Raw genomic sequence first — 16,158 nt, 5'->3', positions numbered from 1 at the left:
GACGCCGTCCGGCGTCGCTGTGTGCGGGGAGAGCTCTGCCGGATGCTCGGACGCCAGAGGCGGGACTTGGGGCCGGGCTTGGGGCGGGGCTCCGTCGGATGCGACGAAGGGGGTGTCCGCGGGCCCGTTAGAATCGACAAAACAGACCCCTGCTCACGCACGAGCCCCAGCTCACGCGCAAGCTCACGCTCAACGCCGGAAGGCCGCCGCCGTGCCATCAGCGTCCCCCGCTGCCGCCGCCCCCGACACCGTTCTGGTCGTCGACTTCGGAGCGCAGTACGCCCAGCTCATCGCCCGCCGCGTCCGCGAGGCCCGGGTCTACAGCGAGATCGTGCCGAGCACCATGCCGGTCTCCGAGATGCTCGCGAAGAACCCCGCCGCGATCATCCTCTCCGGCGGCCCCTCGTCGGTGTACGCGGACGAAGCGCCCTCCGTGGACCGCGCACTGTTCGAGGCGGGCGTCCCCGTCTTCGGCATGTGCTACGGCTTCCAGCTGATGGCGATCACCCTCGGCGGCACCGTCGACAACACGGGCGCCCGTGAGTACGGCCGTACGCCCCTGCACGTCTCCAAGTCCGGATCGACCCTCTTCGAGGGCACCCCGGACGAGCAGCCCGTGTGGATGTCGCACGGCGACGCGTGCAGCGCGGCACCCGAGGGCTTCACCGTCACCGCGTCCACGGACGTCGTGCCGGTCGCGGCCTTCGAGGACGACGAGAAGAAGCTGTACGGCGTGCAGTACCACCCCGAGGTCATGCACTCCACGCACGGCCAGCAGGTGCTCGAGCACTTCCTCTACCGGGGCGCGGGCCTGAAGCCCGACTGGACCACCGGCAACATCGTCGAGGAGCAGGTCGCCGCGATCCGCGAGCAGGTCGGCACCAAGCGTGCGATCTGCGGTCTGTCCGGCGGCGTCGACTCCGCCGTGGCCGCCGCCCTCGTACAGAAGGCCATCGGTTCGCAGCTGACCTGCGTGTACGTCGACCACGGCCTGATGCGCAAGGGCGAGACCGAGCAGGTCGAGAAGGACTTCGTCGCGGCCACGGGCGTGAAGCTCAAGGTCGTCGACGCGCAGGAGCGCTTCCTGAGCGCCCTTGCCGGGGTCTCCGACCCCGAGCAGAAGCGGAAGATCATCGGCCGCGAGTTCATCCGCGTCTTCGAGCAGGCCCAGGCGGAGATCGTCGCCGAGGCGCCGGGCGACCAGCCCGTGGAGTTCCTCGTCCAGGGCACGCTCTACCCCGACGTCGTCGAGTCCGGCGGCGGCACCGGCACCGCGAACATCAAGTCCCACCACAACGTGGGCGGCCTCCCCGAGGACCTCGAGTTCCAGCTGATCGAGCCGCTGCGCCAGCTCTTCAAGGACGAGGTGCGGATGGTCGGGCAGGAGCTCGGTCTGCCGGACGAGATCGTCCAGCGCCAGCCGTTCCCGGGCCCCGGCCTCGGTATCCGCATCGTCGGCGATGTCACCAAGGAGCGTCTGGACCTGCTCCGCGACGCCGACGCGATCGCCCGTGAGGAACTGACCGCGGCCGGTCTCGACCGTGAGATCTGGCAGTGCCCCGTGGTGCTGCTCGCGGACGTGCGCAGCGTGGGCGTGCAGGGCGACGGCCGGACGTACGGCCACCCGATCGTGCTGCGGCCCGTCTCGTCCGAGGACGCCATGACCGCCGACTGGTCGCGCCTTCCGTACGACGTCCTCGCGAAGATCTCCACGCGCATCACGAACGAGGTCGCCGACGTGAACCGCGTCGTCCTCGACGTGACGAGCAAGCCCCCGGGCACCATCGAGTGGGAGTAGTCCCCAGGGCCTGACCCAGGTCTGAACGCCGGTGCCGCCGTCCCCCGAAGCCGGGCGGCGGCATCGGCGTTTTCTCGCGTCCCTCGGGTCCTTCGGGTCCCTTGCGTCCCTCGGGCCGTTCCTCATGTCCGCCTGGTCGTCCGCGCCGGCGCACCCGGCTTCCACAGCTGCACCGCCAGATACTTCTCGTCCTCGATGTACGTCCGCACCACTTCCGTCAGTTCCGTGCGGAAGAGGTGGAACGCGGACGGGTCCGGCGGGTTCACCTCGCCCACGTACCGCGCGACGACCTCGGGATCCTCGACCTCGATCGCCCGCCCCGAGATCCGGATGTCGCCGCCTGCCATCTCCGTGTCCGACCCGGGGTTCGCCTGGATCGAGAAGCGCGGATCGCGGCGCAGGTCGAGCGCCTTCATCGAGCCCGGCATCATGCCGAGCCACAACTCCCCGGACAGGAAACGGACTTCGAGGCCGGTCGTGCGCGGTGATCCGTCCTTGCGGAGTGTGGCGAGGACGTGGTGCGTGAACAGGCCGAACCGCTCCTCGGTGGTCCGGGCGAAGGTGGGTTCCGCTGCGCTGAAGACTGCCCAGTTCGTCGTCATACGGCGAGTGTCCCGCCGATACCCGACACCCGCTGTCCGCTTTGACGCACCGACTTCTGTCCGGCATCGCGCCCCGCATACGCACTCTCTTCACAGGGCACCCCTGTCTTCCTGCGCTGACCGGCGGTAACTTCCGCTCCGTACAGCCAGGGATGGAGGACACATGCAGGCGCCCACACCGATACCCGTCGAGCGGTTGCAGTTCGCGATGCCGCCGGTGCACGAATCGTTGGCGGACGAACGGCGGTACCGCAAGGAACGGCTCGCCGGGGCGCTGCGGATCTTCGGGCGGCTCGGCTACGAGGACGGGGTGTCCGGGCACATCACCGCGCGGGACCCGGAGCTCGAGGACTGTTTCTGGGTGAACCCCTTCGGGATGCCCTTCAAGCACGTCACCGTGGGCGACCTGGTCCTCGTCAACGCGCAGGGGCAGGTCGTCGAGGGTCGCCACCACGTCAATCAGGCCGCCTTCACCGTCCACGCGCAGGCGCACCTCGCGCGGCCCGACGTCGTCGCCGTCGCGCACTGCCACTCGCTGCATGGCCGCGCCCTGTCCACACTCGGCGAACTCCTCGACCCGATCACCCAGGAGTCCTGCGCCTTCTACGAGAGCCACGCGCTGTACGACGGCTACACGGGCGTCGTCGTGGACTCGGACGAGGGCCGCCGGATCGCCACCGCGCTCGGCGACCACAAGGCCGTCATCCTGCGCAACCACGGGCTGCTCACCGTCGGCGACTCCGTCGACTCCGCCGCCTGGTGGTTCCTCACGATGGAGCGCTCCTGCCAGGTCCAGCTGAGCGCGCGGGCCGCGGGCCGCCCGATCCTCATCGGCCACAAGCAGGCGGTGGCGACGCGCGAGCAGCTCGGAAGCGATCTCGTCGCGTGGATCAACTACCAGTCCTTGTGGCAGGACATCAGCCGCAGCGAACCGGATCTGCTGGCCTGAGCCCGAGCCGGTGACGCCCGCCGTCAACACGGGCGTACGGAAATCACCCTCGCTGACCTGACCCGAGGAAGCTGATCGCCTTCCAGTACGGCACAATCCCCTTTCATCGCAAGGAAGTTCACGTTTCGGTGCTCGAACGAGGGCGGGGAAGGCGGCGTACGCGGTGGTGGCGGTGCAGGAGGCGCGGCGGGGCGCACACGGGGGCGGCTGCACATGTGGCGACTGCCCGCACGGTGCGCGGGAGGGGCATCGGCGTGCCGTGGCCGCATTCCTCGCCAAGCGCGACGAGCTGGCGGCGGGACAGGGGCTGCCCGCGGCGGTCGCCCACTCGGCGGGCGCTTCCCGGCAGTGGGTGTCGGACGAGCTGACCCAGTCCGCACGCACCGTCGCCGAACGCGGCCGGGCCGAGGGCGAGGCCTGGCTCGGCCGACTGTGGCTGCGCACCGTCGGCGTCGTCTGGGTGGCCGTGGGCGTCCTGCTCCTGGTCCAGGCGCTCACCGCGATCGACACCGGGTGGACTCTTGCCCGGACCGCGGGGGTACTCGCGGCCGTGGTCGTCGGCGGTCTGCTGACCGGCGCCGGATATGCGCACCGGGCGCGCGGCGGCATCTTCGCTCCGTTGATCGGCGAGGACAACCGGCTCTCCACCTCCCGTGCGGTGGCCGCCTGTTGGGTCCTCCTCGTCGTCTTCTCCGTGCTCGTCCTCGTGGGCGAGCTCGCCGGGGCCTCGGGCCACCGTGAGCGGGACGAACTGATCGCCGGGCTCGACCTCGCCCGCGCCGTCGGCGTCGTGACCGTCCTCGCCGTGGTCTGCGGGGTCGCCGTGCTCGTACGCCGCGTGGTGGGCCTGCGCGTCCTCGCCCAGCGGCTGCAGAAGGTGCCCGCCGACCGCCCCCGGGCCGCCGATCTGCTCACCGACGACTCGGGCCGCGGCAGCTTCGCGGACGTGCAGTACGTCCTGGTCGGCGCCGTCGCCATAGTTTTCGCCGCCGTACGCCTCGCGCGGCGTCCCGAGCAGCTGCCCGACCTGCCGTGGGGCCTGGCACTCCTCGTCCTGGTGTCGGCAGCGACATACCTCGCGGGCAAGTACGCCGAGGGCGGCCGGCCCGTGATCCTCTCCGTGGTGCGCGCCCGCGAGGCCGGTGATCTCGACGCCCCCATCCGCACGGGCGACGACATCGAGATCCGCGGCGCCGGATTCGTGCCCCCGGGCGCGCAGACCGCCGACCGTCTCGCCCGTATGGTCGTTCGCATCGGAACCGTGCACGTCCATGTGCCGCTCGTCCCCGTGCCGGGCGGTTTCACCAACCCGACCGACGCGGTCCTGACCGTCCCCGTCCCGGTCGACGTGGAGCCGGGGCGCGTCGACGTCCAGGTGATCACGGCCGCGGGCGTGGAGACGAACCGCTGCACGATCGACGTCACGGACTGAAGCCACCGTCCTGCCGTCGAGCAGGTCCTCGCGAATTCGGTGCAAGCCACTGAGCAGGCCCTCCTGTTCGTACGTATCGTCAGATGACGGGTCCATGGGCGAAGCGGGTCAACGGGAGAGGCGGCGAGAGCGATGGCTCACGGCATGCGTACCGACAGCCACACCAGCTACGTCAGAAGCAGCGGCTGGCGGGAGAGCGCTTCCCGGTATGCCCTGCTACCGCTCCGGATCTTCCTCGGCGTCACCTTCATCTACGCGGGCCTGGACAAGCTCACCGACAGCGCCTTCATGTCGGCCAGTGGCTCAGGGTCCATCGGCGAGATGATGAAAGGTGTCCGCGACATCTCCGCCTTTCCGGCCCTCGTCGACCTCTCCCTCAAAAGCCCCGTCGGCTTCGGCTACGCCATCGCCCTCGGCGAACTGGCCGTCGGCATCGGCACCCTCGTCGGTCTGTTCGCCCGGATCGCCGCGCTTGGCGGTGCGCTGATCTCGCTCAGCCTCTGGCTGACCGTGAGCTGGTCCACCGAGCCCTACTACTACGGCAACGACCTGGCCTACCTGATGGCCTGGCTCCCGCTGATCCTCGCCGGGGCGTCCGTCTTCTCGGTCGACGCGATGATCACGGCCCGCCGCAGGTACGCGTCGGGGCTCGACTGAGGCTCGGTCGGGCTGGGCTGGTCCGGGCTGGGGCGGGCCGCTGTGGGCTAGGCGTCCGTGGAGTCGTCGGCCGAGCGGTCCGTCGCGCGGTCCGATATGCGGTTCGCCGTGCGGGCCGCGGGTCGGCCGCGTATGCCGTAGGAGACGGCTGCCGCCGCGCCTCCGAGGAGCAGACCCGCAAGGAGGAGCGGGAACGCCATGAACCACGGTGTGTCCCAGATGCCGCCCGCGTCGCCCGCGTAGGCGATGGCCGCTATCAGCAGGAACAGGCCAAGGACCAGCTTGCCGGGATGGAACTCATGACGTAGCACGGGCCACCTCCACCTGTCCGATGCCAACCTCGATGTGCATCTCCAGCGTGCCGCCGTTCTTGCTGCCCGCGGGCGGGGCCAGCGTCACCGACTTCCCCTTGCCCGGAGCGATGTCCACGTCTCCCTCGCGGTCGTCCGGCAACTGGATGTCACCGACGCCCACTTCGATGTCCAGCTTCACCGTGCTGTCCCTCGGCAGGACCACCTTGAGCTGCCCCGCCCCCATCTCGGCACTGGTGCTCAGAGTCCGGCCCTTGCCGGGTCCGGCGCGGGTCAGGTCGAGTGTGCCGAGGCCCGTCCCCAGTTCGTACCGGGGCTTGACCTGTTCCACCGCGGTCGGTCGCCACTCCGTCTCCCCCCAGCTGGTGGTGATGTCCTTGGGCAGTGCGGCGGCGCCCGCGAGCAGCCCGGCCGTGATCACCGCGAGCACGATCGAGCCCACGCCGGTGCGCCCGAGGAAGGCGCTGAGCGCGATGCCGACGCCGAACACAGCGAGGGCGAGGGCCAGGCCGGTCTGCAGGCTGGTGCTGAGCGACTGCTGCTCCCACGTGAGGGCGGTGCCGAGACCGCCGGCGAGCAGCGCTCCCAGGAAGACGAGGCCGCCGATCCAGCGCGGGCCGCGCGGCTTGGGCGGGGAGGCCGCCTCGGGCTCCCGCTGCCGTATCCGCCCGTGCGGAGGGTCGGGCTGATACTGGACGGCCACTCCCTCGGGCCCCCAGAAATAGCCCGAGATCCCGTCGTGCGTGCCGTCCTTGATGATCGGGTCCCGCCACCACGAAGGGGCACCGGCCACCGGAGGTGCCTTCGCCTCCGGCGGGGCATCCGCCACGGCCTGGGCCGCCACCGGGTCGGGGTCGGTCATACCGCGCTGCTGCGACCAGTACCCCGCGCCCGCGAGGAGCAGCGCGAGGACGGCGGCGAAGGCGAGCGCCCCGCCGTTGTTCAGCAAAGAGAGGAAGACGCCGCAGCCGACGAGCGCGAAGAGCACGGCCGTCAGGGCCTGGCCGTCCACCCGGCCGGAGAGGAGCCTGCGCGCCTCGTTCTCCTCCTCGTCCTCGAAGGGGACGAACAGCCACGCGAAGCCGTAGAAGACAAGGCCGAGCCCGCTGGTGACGGAGATGAGCGCGAACCCGATCCGGAAGATCACCGGATCCATGTCGCAGTGCTGACCGAGCCCCGCGCACACACCGCCCAGCTTTTTGTGCCGCCGATCGCGGCGGAAGGCCCGCACGACCATCGGCCCGCCCGGCTCCTGCGCCGTGGCGGTCAGGGGATCGGGCGCGGTCTGCGGGCCCGTCCCGGCGGGCTGCTCGTCTGTCATGTGTCCATGGTGACGGGCAGGAGGCCGCCGCGGCAGCCGGGACAACCCTGGACGAACCCTGAGATCGCCCCTGACACATCCCTGCCCCGACCGCCACGCCCTCGCCGTCCGGGGCGGAGATCAGGGACGTCTCGGGGGTCGACCCTGATGCCCGTGCCCGCGTACGCGTGTGAATATCGGAGGCATGCCGGAAGCCGCAGCAGTATCCATCGAAGACGAGCGGCCGCTGCGAAAGCTCTATCGCAGCGGTGACGGCCGTTGGCTCGGCGGTGTCGCGCGCGGCCTCGCCGGTCATCTCGGGCTGCCCGTCGTCTGGGTGCGGTTGATCTTCGCGGGTCTGTTCATGGCGGACGGGCTCGGCGCTCTGCTGTACGCGGCGTTCTGGTTCTTCGTGCCGCTGGGCGTCGGCGGGGTCGACGCCCAGCGCCCGCCTTCCGCCGTCACCAGCGAGACGGCGCCCGACGGGCGCCGCAGACTCGTGGCCCGCAAGCCGGACAGGGGCCAGCTCGTCGCGCTGCTCGCGATGGTCATCGTCGCCATGGTCTTCGTCGGCAATGTGGACCTGGGCAGCTCCACCAAGGCCTACCTCTGGCCGACCCTGCTCGTCGGCGCCGGTGTCGCGCTGGTCTGGCGGCAGGCCGACAACGCCCGCCGGGCCCGCTGGATGGCCGTCGGCCGCCGCAGGCGCACCCTGACCATCGCCCGCGCGGGGGCCGGAGTGCTGCTCGTGGGCGCCGGTGTCACCGGCATCGTCGTGCTGCAGGGCTCCACCTCGCACCTCAGCTCCGTGCTGCAGGCCGCGCTCGCCGTGCTCGTCGGCGTCGCGCTGCTTGCCGGCCCCTATCTCGTGCGCATGATGCAGGACCTCTCCGAGGAGCGGCTGATGCGTATCCGCGCCCAGGAGCGGGCAGAGGTCGCCGCCCATGTGCACGACTCGGTCCTGCACACCCTGACCCTGATCCAGCGCAACGCCGAGAACGCCTCAGAGGTGCGCCGCCTGGCCCGCGCCCAGGAGCGCGACCTGCGCCAATGGCTCTACAAACCCGAGGGCAGGGGCAAGGACGAGGCGGACGAGCCCGACACGCTCGCCGAAGCGGTCCGGCGTGACGCCGCGGAGGTGGAGGACAAGCACGGCGTCCCCATCGAGGTCGTCATAGTCGGCGACTGCCCGCTCGACGACCGCCTGACGGCGCAGACGCAGGCCGCGCGGGAAGCAATGGTGAACGCCGCCAAGTACGGTGGCGACGGCGGTGCGGTGCAGGTCTTCGCCGAAGTCGACGGGCAGACGGTGTTCGTGTCCGTCCGGGACCGTGGCCCCGGCTTCGATCTGGATTCCGTGCCGGACGATCGCATGGGCGTACGAGAGTCGATCATCGGCCGTATGCAGCGCAACGGCGGCACGGCGCGGCTGCGCGCGGTGCCGGGGGGCGGCACGGAAGTCGAGCTGGAGATGGAGAGGACGGCGACGACATGAGTGAAGCGAGCGAGCCCGTGGGGCCCAGGGGCGGATCAGAAGGTGCGGCCGAGCCGTCCGCGGCCGAACCGACCACGTCGGCCGGGGCGACCGGACCGGCTCAGCCCGCCGGTGCGGCGGCCGATGCGGCCGGTGCCGCCGGTGGCGGTGACCAGGAGGGGCGCCGAGCGCGCGTCGTCCTCGTCGACGACCACCGGATGTTCCGTACGGGCGTCCAGGCGGAGATCGGCAGGACCGCGATCACCGGTGTCGAGGTCGTCGGCGAGGCCGCGGACGTCGACCAGGCGGTCACGGTCATCACGACGACGCGCCCCGAGGTCGTGCTCCTCGACGTGCACCTTCCGGGCGGCGGCGGGGTGGAAGTGCTGCGCCGCTGTGCTCCGTTGATGTCCGATGCCGAGCGTCCTGTGCGGTTCCTCGCGCTCTCCGTCTCGGATGCCGCTGAGGACGTGATCGGCGTCATCCGTGGCGGTGCCCGCGGCTATGTCACCAAGACGATCACCGGCACCGACCTGGTCGACTCCATCTTCCGTGTGCAGGACGGCGACGCGGTCTTCTCGCCGCGCCTGGCCGGTTTCGTCCTCGACGCGTTCGCGTCGACCGACGCGCCGCCGGTCGACGAGGACCTGGACCGCCTCACCCAGCGCGAGCGGGAGGTGCTGCGGCTCATCGCGCGCGGGTACGCGTACAAGGAGATCGCCAAGCAGCTCTTCATCTCGGTGAAGACGGTGGAGTCGCATGTGTCGGCAGTGCTGCGGAAGCTCCAGCTGTCCAACCGGCACGAGCTGACGCGGTGGGCGACGGCGCGGCGGCTGGTCTGACGGTCGGTTCGGCCGCGCTTCGGCGACGGTCCGGCCCTGACTCAGCGGTGCGCGCCGTTCGCGGCGGAGGCGGGGCCCAACTTCCGTATCGCCCAGCGGTAGTGGCCCGCCGCCTTGGTGATGCCGATGAGGCCCGTCAGCCACAGGATGAGCCCCGTGCCCATGCCGAGCACGACGTCGCTGTACGAGTCCCGTCCCGGTTCGGCGTAGGCGGCGGCCGCGAAGGACGCCCACAGGCCGACCGCACAGACGAGGAGGGACGAGAGGAGCCAGCAGAGGCTGAGGCCGGGGGAGCGGAGAGCGGAGTCGGATGCCGGGTGGCTGTCCAGGGCCAGCCAGCTTTCGGTGAGTTCGCGGGCCTTGCGGTCGCTGCGGATACCGACGACGACGCCGATCACCGAGGGAACGAGGGCCCCGAGGCCCAGGACCGCGCAGAGCGGGCCCAGGACGAAGGCCATCGGATCATGGTCCTCGATCATCTCGATCGGCACCGTCAGAAGCGCCCAGCCGATGACGCAGCCGAGCGCGAGCAGCCAGAGCAGCAGGATCCGATGCACGCCCAGGCTGCGCCTGCGCAGCTCTTCGAGCGCCATGCCGCGGTCGTGCAGCAGCGCGTTCCGGTCCGGCCAGGTGCGCAGATAGGCGGGTGGCGGAGGCGGCGGCAGCGTACGGCGGGGCATGACCCTGACAGTACCCGCGGGCCCGCGCGGCACTTCGGGCCACCCGCGTGAGACCCCGGGCCACCCATGAGGACCCGCCCCCACCGAGACCCCTCACGCCACCCGCGCTGCCCCCGCGAACGGCATCTGGCTGATCGGGGCGAGGCGTACCGGTGCGCTCGGGTTCGGGGCGTGGATCATCTGGCCGTTGCCCACGTAGATCCCGACATGGCTGATGCCCTGGTAGAAGAAGACCAGGTCTCCGGGCCGGAGTTGAGAACGCGGGATCCGTTGGCCCTCGTTGATCTGCGCGTACGTCGTGCGCGGCAGGGCGACCCCCGCGGACCGGTAGGCGGCCTGGGTCAGCCCCGAGCAGTCGAAGGCGTTGGGACCGGTGGCGCCCCATACGTAGGGGCTGCCGAGCGCCTTGTAGGCGTACGAGACAGCCGCTGAGGCACGGGAGTTGGAGGCCTTGGCCAAGGCGCCCGGGGAGCCGTCACGGCCCGCGGCGCGGGAGGCCCTGTCGCGGTCACCCGTGAGCTTCGCGCGCTGCTCGGCGGTGAGCTGCGACAGGAGCCGCTTGGCCGCCTCGAGCTTTCCGGTGACGGTCTTCTTGTTCTTCTTCAGCTCCGCCTGACGGGACCTGAGGTCCACGAGTGTGTCGTCGGCCTCGCTGCGCAGCTGGTCGATCTCCCGGAGCTGCTTCCGCACGCCGTTGACGGCCGCGGCCTGGCGGCTGTCCGCCCGGTCGGCGAGCGCGGCACGCTCGAGGTACTGGTCGGGGTCGGAGGAGAGCGCGAGCTGGACGGCCGGGTCGATGCCACCGGTGCGGTACTGCGCCGTGGCGATCGCACCGAGACCCTCGCGCGCCGAGTTGAGCTTCTCCGTCTTGCGGGCCGCTTCGTCGCGCAGCTCGCCCAGGGACTTCTCGGCGCTCTCGGCCTTCTCCTTGGCGCCGTTGTACTTCTCGGTGGCGACCTCGGCCTCGCGGTAGAGCGCGTCGACCTTGGACTTCACCGCGGCCGGGGTGAGCCGTGGATCCGCGTGTCCTGTGCCGTCGAAGGCGATGGCTGTGGCGGCCCCGGCGAGGGCGATGGTGGCGGCGGTACGGGCCGTATGGCCACTGAGCGAGCGCTGTTTGGGCTTGCGGTGCGCTGCCACGAAAAGGGCTCCTTAAGGTTCCGGCGGCGGCCCACACAGGGGGAGCGGACCGCCGCCGGATTCTCGGTGGTGGTGTCCGACTGCCGCCCCTGTTCCGAGCGGCGGTGGGGAGCCGGTCACCTGACGAAGGACGCTAAACCTGACCGTCACGGGTTGGTGACGGATTGTGCGCAACTGGCTGAAGTGTGCCGCCGGTGACCGAATGTGGCTGTGCGGTCCACCGGACCGAGCGCCCTTCCCGTAGGCGTGTGTCCGATGCGGCGCTTGGGGCCCACCTGGCTACGGAGTGGTGATATGGCCCCGGCTAGGCTCCGGCTCATGGACGTTCTCACCCACCTCTTCGTCGGCCTGCACATCATCGGCATCGCCTCCCTCCTGGGTGGCTTCCTCACTCAGATGAAGCAGATGGGCGAGGGCACGGCCCGCTTCAACCCGGCGATGCTGCACGGCGCGCTGACGATGCTGGTCACGGGCGTCGTCCTGGTGGGTCTCAACCAGGCGGACGACAACCCGGTCAACAACCTCAAGATCGGCATCAAGATGGCCGTGCTGATCGTGATCCTCGCGCTGGTCTACGTGAAGCGGGACGAGGAGAAGGTGGACAAGGGGATGTTCGGCGCCGTCGGTCTTCTGACCGTCGCGAACATCTTCATCGCGGTGCTGTGGACCTGATCCCGCCCCCCCACTCACGGAAAACGGCCCTCCACGCGCGCGTGGAGGGCCGTTTTCTCGTGTGACGGTCGTGAGGGTTACGCGGGCCGTACCACGCTGTGGATCGGCATGTAGTAGATCGACTCGGTGCGGACGTTCGCACCCGGCTTCGGGGCGTGGATCATCTTGCCGTTGCCGATGTAGATACCTACGTGGCTGATGTCGTCGTAGAAGAAGACCAGGTCGCCGGGCTTGGCGTCGGCGGTCTTCACGGTCGTGCCGACCTTGACCTGGTCCCAGGTCGTGCGCGGCAGGGAGATCCCCGCGGCCTTCCACGCGTCCTGGGTGAGCCCGGAGCAGTCGTAGGAGTCGGGTCCTGTGGCGCCCCACACGTACGGCTTGCCGATCTGTGCCTCGGCGAAGTCGATGACCTTCGCGGCCTTCGCCGCGTACCCGCTGTCCGTGTTGCCGGAGCCGGAGCCGGAGCCCGAACCCGCGTCCGAACCGGAACCGGAACCGGAACCGGAGCCGGTGTCCGGGGTCTCCTTGTTCTTCTCGCGCTCCTTCGCCGCGGCCTCTTCCGCCGCCTTGCGCTTGGCCTCCGCCTCGGCCTCCTGCTTGCGGGCCAGCTCGGCGGCCTTGCGCTTGGCCGCTTCTTCCTTCTTCTTCTCGATCGCCGCGAGCCGCGCCTTCTCCTCGGCCGTCAGCTTCGAGAGCATCGTGCGCGCCTGGCCCAGCTTCTTCTGGACGGTCCGCTTGCTCGCCTTGAGGTCGTCCCGCGAGTCGCTCAGCGTCTGAAGGCTCTTGGCGGCCTTCGTGCGCTGCTTCGTCGCCGCGGCCTGCTTCGTCTGGTAGTCGTCGACCGCCTTCTTCTGGCGCGCGGTCAGGCGGTCCGACAGATGGTTCTGGTCGAAGTACCCCTGCGGGTCGTCGGCGAGCATCATCGTGGCGGTCTCGGAGACGGCGCCGGTGCGGTACTGCGCCGCGGCGAACGCGCCCAGCTCCTGGCGGGCCTCGTTCAGCTTGTCGGTGCGCTGGGCCACGTCGTCGAGAAGGGTGTCGACCTTCTTGCGCTGCGTGTCCGTGCGCTCCTTGGCCGAGTTGTACTTCTGTGTGGCCACGCCCGCCTGATGGTAGAGGTCGTCGACCTTCTTCTGGACCTCTTCGAGGCTGGGCTTCTGCGGTGCGGACGGTGCCGCCTGCGCGCTCTGTGACAGCAGGGCCACGGAGGTGAGGGCGGCCGTCGTGATGCCGATGGCGGGGGTGACGCGTAGGCCGGCCATGCGGGTCCGCGGCTTGCGGTGCGACGCCAAGGGAGGCGACTCCTTCCGTAGACCGCCTACCGGGTTAGCTGTCGGGTTCGGGCGGGTGGTTCCGGAAGGTTGCCCTACAGTCCCGTACTTCGTACGGGACCGATTCACCCCAAGTTCATCGTGGGTCCCCGGCTCCGAGGAGATCGAACTCGGCGGAGGCCACCCGTTCCCGGCGGGGTTCGCCGGTGGGAGTACGAGCAGCCCACGCAGCACGCTAGCCAACTCGTGTGGCTCGTGTGAAGGTTGATGTTCGATATGCCCGATACATTTTCGTGACTTTACGAAGCTCTTGATGCGGACACGCCATGCGGTGGCGGAGGGTGATCGGGCGTGGGCAGGGCGTAGACGAGTGGACGTTCGTGAGTGGACGTGGCCGGAACCCGGAGCGGGTTGTCAGTGGGGCCGCCTAGACTCGGGAGGCGATGAGCAGCCTCTTTGATGACAGCTTCCTGGCGGACCTCAAGCCCTCGCGGGCTTCGGAGGAAGAGCCCCCGCCGCCGCCCGAGGACAGTGCTCCGGAGTCCGTTCCGGATGATCTGTTCGACGGGAAGTTCGACGCGCCCGCACCCCGGGACGCGCACTACCGCGACGGCGCCCCGCGCCCCGTGCTCGACCCGGCAGCCCTGCTCGACGGTCTTAACGAGAACCAGCGCGCGGCAGTCGTGCACGCGGACACCCCGCTGCTCATCGTCGCGGGCGCGGGCTCCGGCAAGACCCGGGTCCTCACGCACCGCATCGCGTATCTCCTGGCCGAGCGGCACGTGCACCCGGGGCAGATCCTGGCGATCACGTTCACGAACAAGGCCGCGGGCGAGATGAAGGAGCGCGTCGAGCAGCTCGTCGGGCCGCGGGCCAACGCGATGTGGGTGTCGACCTTCCACAGCGCGTGCGTGCGCATACTGCGCCGCGAGTCGAAGACGATCGGTTTCACCTCCTCCTTCTCGATCTACGATGCCGCCGACTCCAAGCGCCTGATGGCCCTGGTCTGCCGTGACCTGGACATCGACCCGAAGAAGTTCCCGCCGAAGTCCTTCAGCGCCAAGATCTCGAACCTGAAGAACGAACTGATCGACGAGGAGACCTTCGCAGGACAGGCCGCCGACGGCTTCGAGAAGACGCTCGCCCAGGCATACGCGATGTACCAGTCGCGGCTGCGCGAGGCGAACGCCCTCGACTTCGACGACCTGATCATGACGACGGTCAACATGTTCCGCGCGTTCCCGGACGTCGCCGAGCACTACCGCCGCCGCTTCCGGCACGTGATGGTCGACGAGTACCAGGACACCAACCACGCCCAGTACGCCCTCGTGCGCGAGCTGGTCGGCCCCTCCGGAGGCGAGGGGGACGACCCCGCCGAGCTGTGCGTCGTGGGTGACGCGGACCAGTCGATCTACGCCTTCCGCGGCGCCACGATCCGCAACATCCTCCAGTTCGAGGAGGACTACCCGAACGCGACGACGATCCTCCTGGAGCAGAACTACCGCTCCTCGCAGACGATCCTCACCGCGGCCAACGCCGTCATCGAACGCAACGAAAGCCGCCGCCCCAAGAACCTGTGGACCAACGCGGGCGCGGGCGCGGGCATCACCGGCTATGTCGCCGACACCGAGCACGACGAGGCGCAGTTCGTCGCCGACGAGATCGACCGGCTCACCGACGCGGGCGACGCGAAGGCGGGCGACGTCGCGATCTTCTACCGGACGAACGCGCAGTCCCGTGTCTTCGAAGAGATCTTCATCCGCGTAGGCCTGCCCTACAAGGTCGTCGGAGGCGTCCGCTTCTACGAGCGCAAGGAGGTCCGGGACGTCCTCGCGTATCTGCGGGTGCTCGCCAACCCGGAGGACTCCGTACCGCTGCGGCGCATTCTCAACGTACCCAAGAGGGGTATCGGCGACCGCGCTGAGGCGATGATCGACGCGCTCTCGCAGCGCGAGAAGATCTCCTTCCCGCAGGCGCTGCAGCGCGTCGACGAGGCGTACGGAATGGCGGCCCGCTCGGCGAACGCCGTCAAGCGTTTCAACGTGCTGATGGAGGAACTGCGGACCATCGTCGAGTCCGGCGCGGGCCCCGCCGTCGTCCTGGAGGCCGTACTCGAACGGACCGGGTATCTCGCCGAGTTGCAGGCCTCGACCGACCCGCAGGACGAGACGCGCATCGAGAACCTCCAGGAACTCGCCGCCGTGGCACTTGAGTTCGAACACGACAGCGGTGGCGGCAGCGAGGACGGCGAAAACGGCGAGGACGGCGAAGGGCAGACCGAAGGGGCGGCCGAGGGCGAGACTGAGGACGGAACCGGCGGTGGAGAGGAAGACGCGGGCGCGGGCACAAGCGTTTCGGGCACGCTCTCCGCGTTCCTCGAGCGGGTCGCGCTCGTCGCCGACTCGGACCAGATTCCCGACGAGGAGGACGACGGCTCCGGAGTCATCACGCTGATGACGCTGCACACGGCCAAGGGCCTCGAATTCCCGGTCGTCTTCCTGACCGGCATGGAGGACGGCGTCTTCCCGCACATGCGCTCCCTCGGCCAGGTCAAGGAGCTGGAGGAGGAGCGCCGCCTCGCGTACGTGGGCATCACGCGCGCGCGGGAACGGCTCTATCTGACGCGGGCCTCGATGCGCAGCGCCTGGGGACAGCCCTCGTACAACCCGCCGTCGCGCTTCCTGGAGGAGATCCCGGAGGTTCACCTGGACTGGAAGCGGAAGGGCTCCGTCGGCGCGCCTGCCTCCTCAGGCCCCGCGGCCGGAATCGCCTCTTCCTTGTCGTCGTCGCGCTCGCGCACCGGGGGAGCGCAGGGCTTCGCCACGCGCCGCGCCTCGGAGAAGCCGGTGGTCGCGCTGGCGATCGGGGACCGGGTCACGCACGACCAGTTCGGCCTCGGGACCGTGGTCGGGGTGAAGGGCACGGGCGCGAACGCCGAGGCGACGGTGGACTTCGGAGAGCCCAAGCCGAAGCGGCTCCTGCTGCGGTACGCGCCGGTGGAGAAGCTGTAACGCGGGGGCGGCGGCCGGA

General features: G+C 70.0%; 14 protein-coding genes and 1 riboswitch. Of the genes, 8 read left to right on the top strand and 6 right to left on the bottom strand.

Features of this window, described 5'->3' with window-relative positions; translation table 11 throughout:
• Positions 1–211 precede the first annotated feature (211 nt).
• On the top strand, positions 212–1,798 hold the full coding sequence (gene guaA / locus ACZ5CR_RS37230; RefSeq protein WP_389904259.1) for a glutamine-hydrolyzing GMP synthase: 1,587 nt from the start codon (positions 212–214) through the stop codon (positions 1,796–1,798).
• Between the two features lie 122 nt (positions 1,799–1,920).
• On the opposite strand, the gene ACZ5CR_RS37225 is transcribed toward guaA, so the two are convergent.
• Positions 1,921–2,400 carry a pyridoxamine 5'-phosphate oxidase family protein gene (locus tag ACZ5CR_RS37225; protein WP_468866051.1) on the bottom strand — a complete coding sequence of 160 codons (480 nt, stop codon included), beginning with the start codon at positions 2,398–2,400 and terminating at the stop codon, positions 1,921–1,923.
• Positions 2,401–2,563: 163 nt separating this feature from the next.
• Between ACZ5CR_RS37225 and ACZ5CR_RS37220 the strand changes: the two genes are divergently transcribed.
• From ACZ5CR_RS37220 to ACZ5CR_RS37210, 3 genes are all read left to right on the top strand, one after another.
• Positions 2,564–3,349 (top strand): class II aldolase/adducin family protein, encoded by a 786-nt coding sequence (locus ACZ5CR_RS37220; RefSeq protein WP_453536473.1) that lies wholly within the window; start codon positions 2,564–2,566, stop codon positions 3,347–3,349.
• A 166-nt stretch (positions 3,350–3,515) separates the two neighbouring features.
• Positions 3,516–4,781: a hypothetical protein gene (locus ACZ5CR_RS37215; RefSeq protein WP_468866135.1), complete on the top strand. Its 1,266-nt coding sequence runs from the start codon at positions 3,516–3,518 to the stop codon at positions 4,779–4,781.
• Between the two features lie 132 nt (positions 4,782–4,913).
• Complete coding sequence (locus tag ACZ5CR_RS37210; protein ID WP_468866048.1) at positions 4,914–5,438, top strand: DoxX family protein; 525 nt, start codon at positions 4,914–4,916, stop codon at positions 5,436–5,438.
• A gap of 47 nt (positions 5,439–5,485) precedes the next feature.
• On the opposite strand, the gene ACZ5CR_RS37205 is transcribed toward ACZ5CR_RS37210, so the two are convergent.
• Together ACZ5CR_RS37205 and ACZ5CR_RS37200 are read right to left on the bottom strand one after the other, a co-directional pair.
• Entirely contained in the window at positions 5,486–5,749 is a 264-nt protein-coding gene (locus tag ACZ5CR_RS37205) for a hypothetical protein (protein ID WP_468866046.1), read from the bottom strand.
• Positions 5,736–7,070, bottom strand: coding sequence for a PspC domain-containing protein (locus ACZ5CR_RS37200; protein ID WP_468866044.1), 1,335 nt, complete (start codon positions 7,068–7,070; stop codon positions 5,736–5,738). Before ACZ5CR_RS37200 ends, ACZ5CR_RS37205 begins: the two co-directional genes overlap by 14 nt.
• A 184-nt stretch (positions 7,071–7,254) precedes the next feature.
• On the opposite strand from ACZ5CR_RS37200, the gene ACZ5CR_RS37195 reads away from it, so the two are divergent.
• Positions 7,255–8,544 (top strand): PspC domain-containing protein, encoded by a 1,290-nt coding sequence (locus ACZ5CR_RS37195; RefSeq protein ID WP_468866042.1) that lies wholly within the window; start codon positions 7,255–7,257, stop codon positions 8,542–8,544.
• Complete coding sequence (locus ACZ5CR_RS37190; RefSeq protein ID WP_468866040.1) at positions 8,541–9,365, top strand: LuxR C-terminal-related transcriptional regulator; 825 nt, start codon at positions 8,541–8,543, stop codon at positions 9,363–9,365. The genes ACZ5CR_RS37195 and ACZ5CR_RS37190 overlap by 4 nt, the downstream gene beginning before the upstream one ends.
• 41 nt (positions 9,366–9,406) lie before the next feature.
• Here the strand turns inward: ACZ5CR_RS37190 and ACZ5CR_RS37185 are convergent, their stop codons facing one another.
• On the bottom strand, positions 9,407–10,045 hold the full coding sequence (locus ACZ5CR_RS37185) for a hypothetical protein (protein ID WP_468866039.1): 639 nt from the start codon (positions 10,043–10,045) through the stop codon (positions 9,407–9,409).
• Positions 10,046–10,138: 93 nt separating this feature from the next.
• A complete protein-coding gene (locus ACZ5CR_RS37180) occupies positions 10,139–11,185 on the bottom strand; it encodes a C40 family peptidase (protein WP_468866037.1) in 1,047 nt (348 codons plus the stop codon).
• Positions 11,186–11,503: 318 nt separating this feature from the next.
• Here ACZ5CR_RS37180 and ACZ5CR_RS37175 point away from each other — a divergent pair, with 318 nt between their 5' ends.
• Positions 11,504–11,857, top strand: coding sequence for a hypothetical protein (locus ACZ5CR_RS37175; protein WP_468866035.1), 354 nt, complete (start codon positions 11,504–11,506; stop codon positions 11,855–11,857).
• 77 nt (positions 11,858–11,934) lie between these two features.
• Here ACZ5CR_RS37175 and ACZ5CR_RS37170 read toward each other — a convergent pair whose 3' ends face one another.
• Positions 11,935–13,149, bottom strand: a complete 1,215-nt coding sequence (locus ACZ5CR_RS37170) for a C40 family peptidase (protein ID WP_468866033.1) — start codon at positions 13,147–13,149, stop codon at positions 11,935–11,937.
• 8 nt (positions 13,150–13,157) lie between these two features.
• Positions 13,158–13,314: riboswitch (cyclic di-AMP (ydaO/yuaA leader) on the bottom strand.
• A gap of 257 nt (positions 13,315–13,571) precedes the next feature.
• Here ACZ5CR_RS37170 and ACZ5CR_RS37165 point away from each other — a divergent pair.
• Entirely contained in the window at positions 13,572–16,139 is a 2,568-nt protein-coding gene (locus ACZ5CR_RS37165) for an ATP-dependent DNA helicase (protein ID WP_468866031.1), read from the top strand.
• Positions 16,140–16,158 lie beyond the last annotated feature (19 nt).

It is taken from the genome of Streptomyces sp. NPDC031274 (assembly GCF_055570235.1).
The sequence above is the reverse complement of the archived record's forward strand: the minus strand, read 5'-3'. Positions and strand labels throughout refer to the sequence as shown.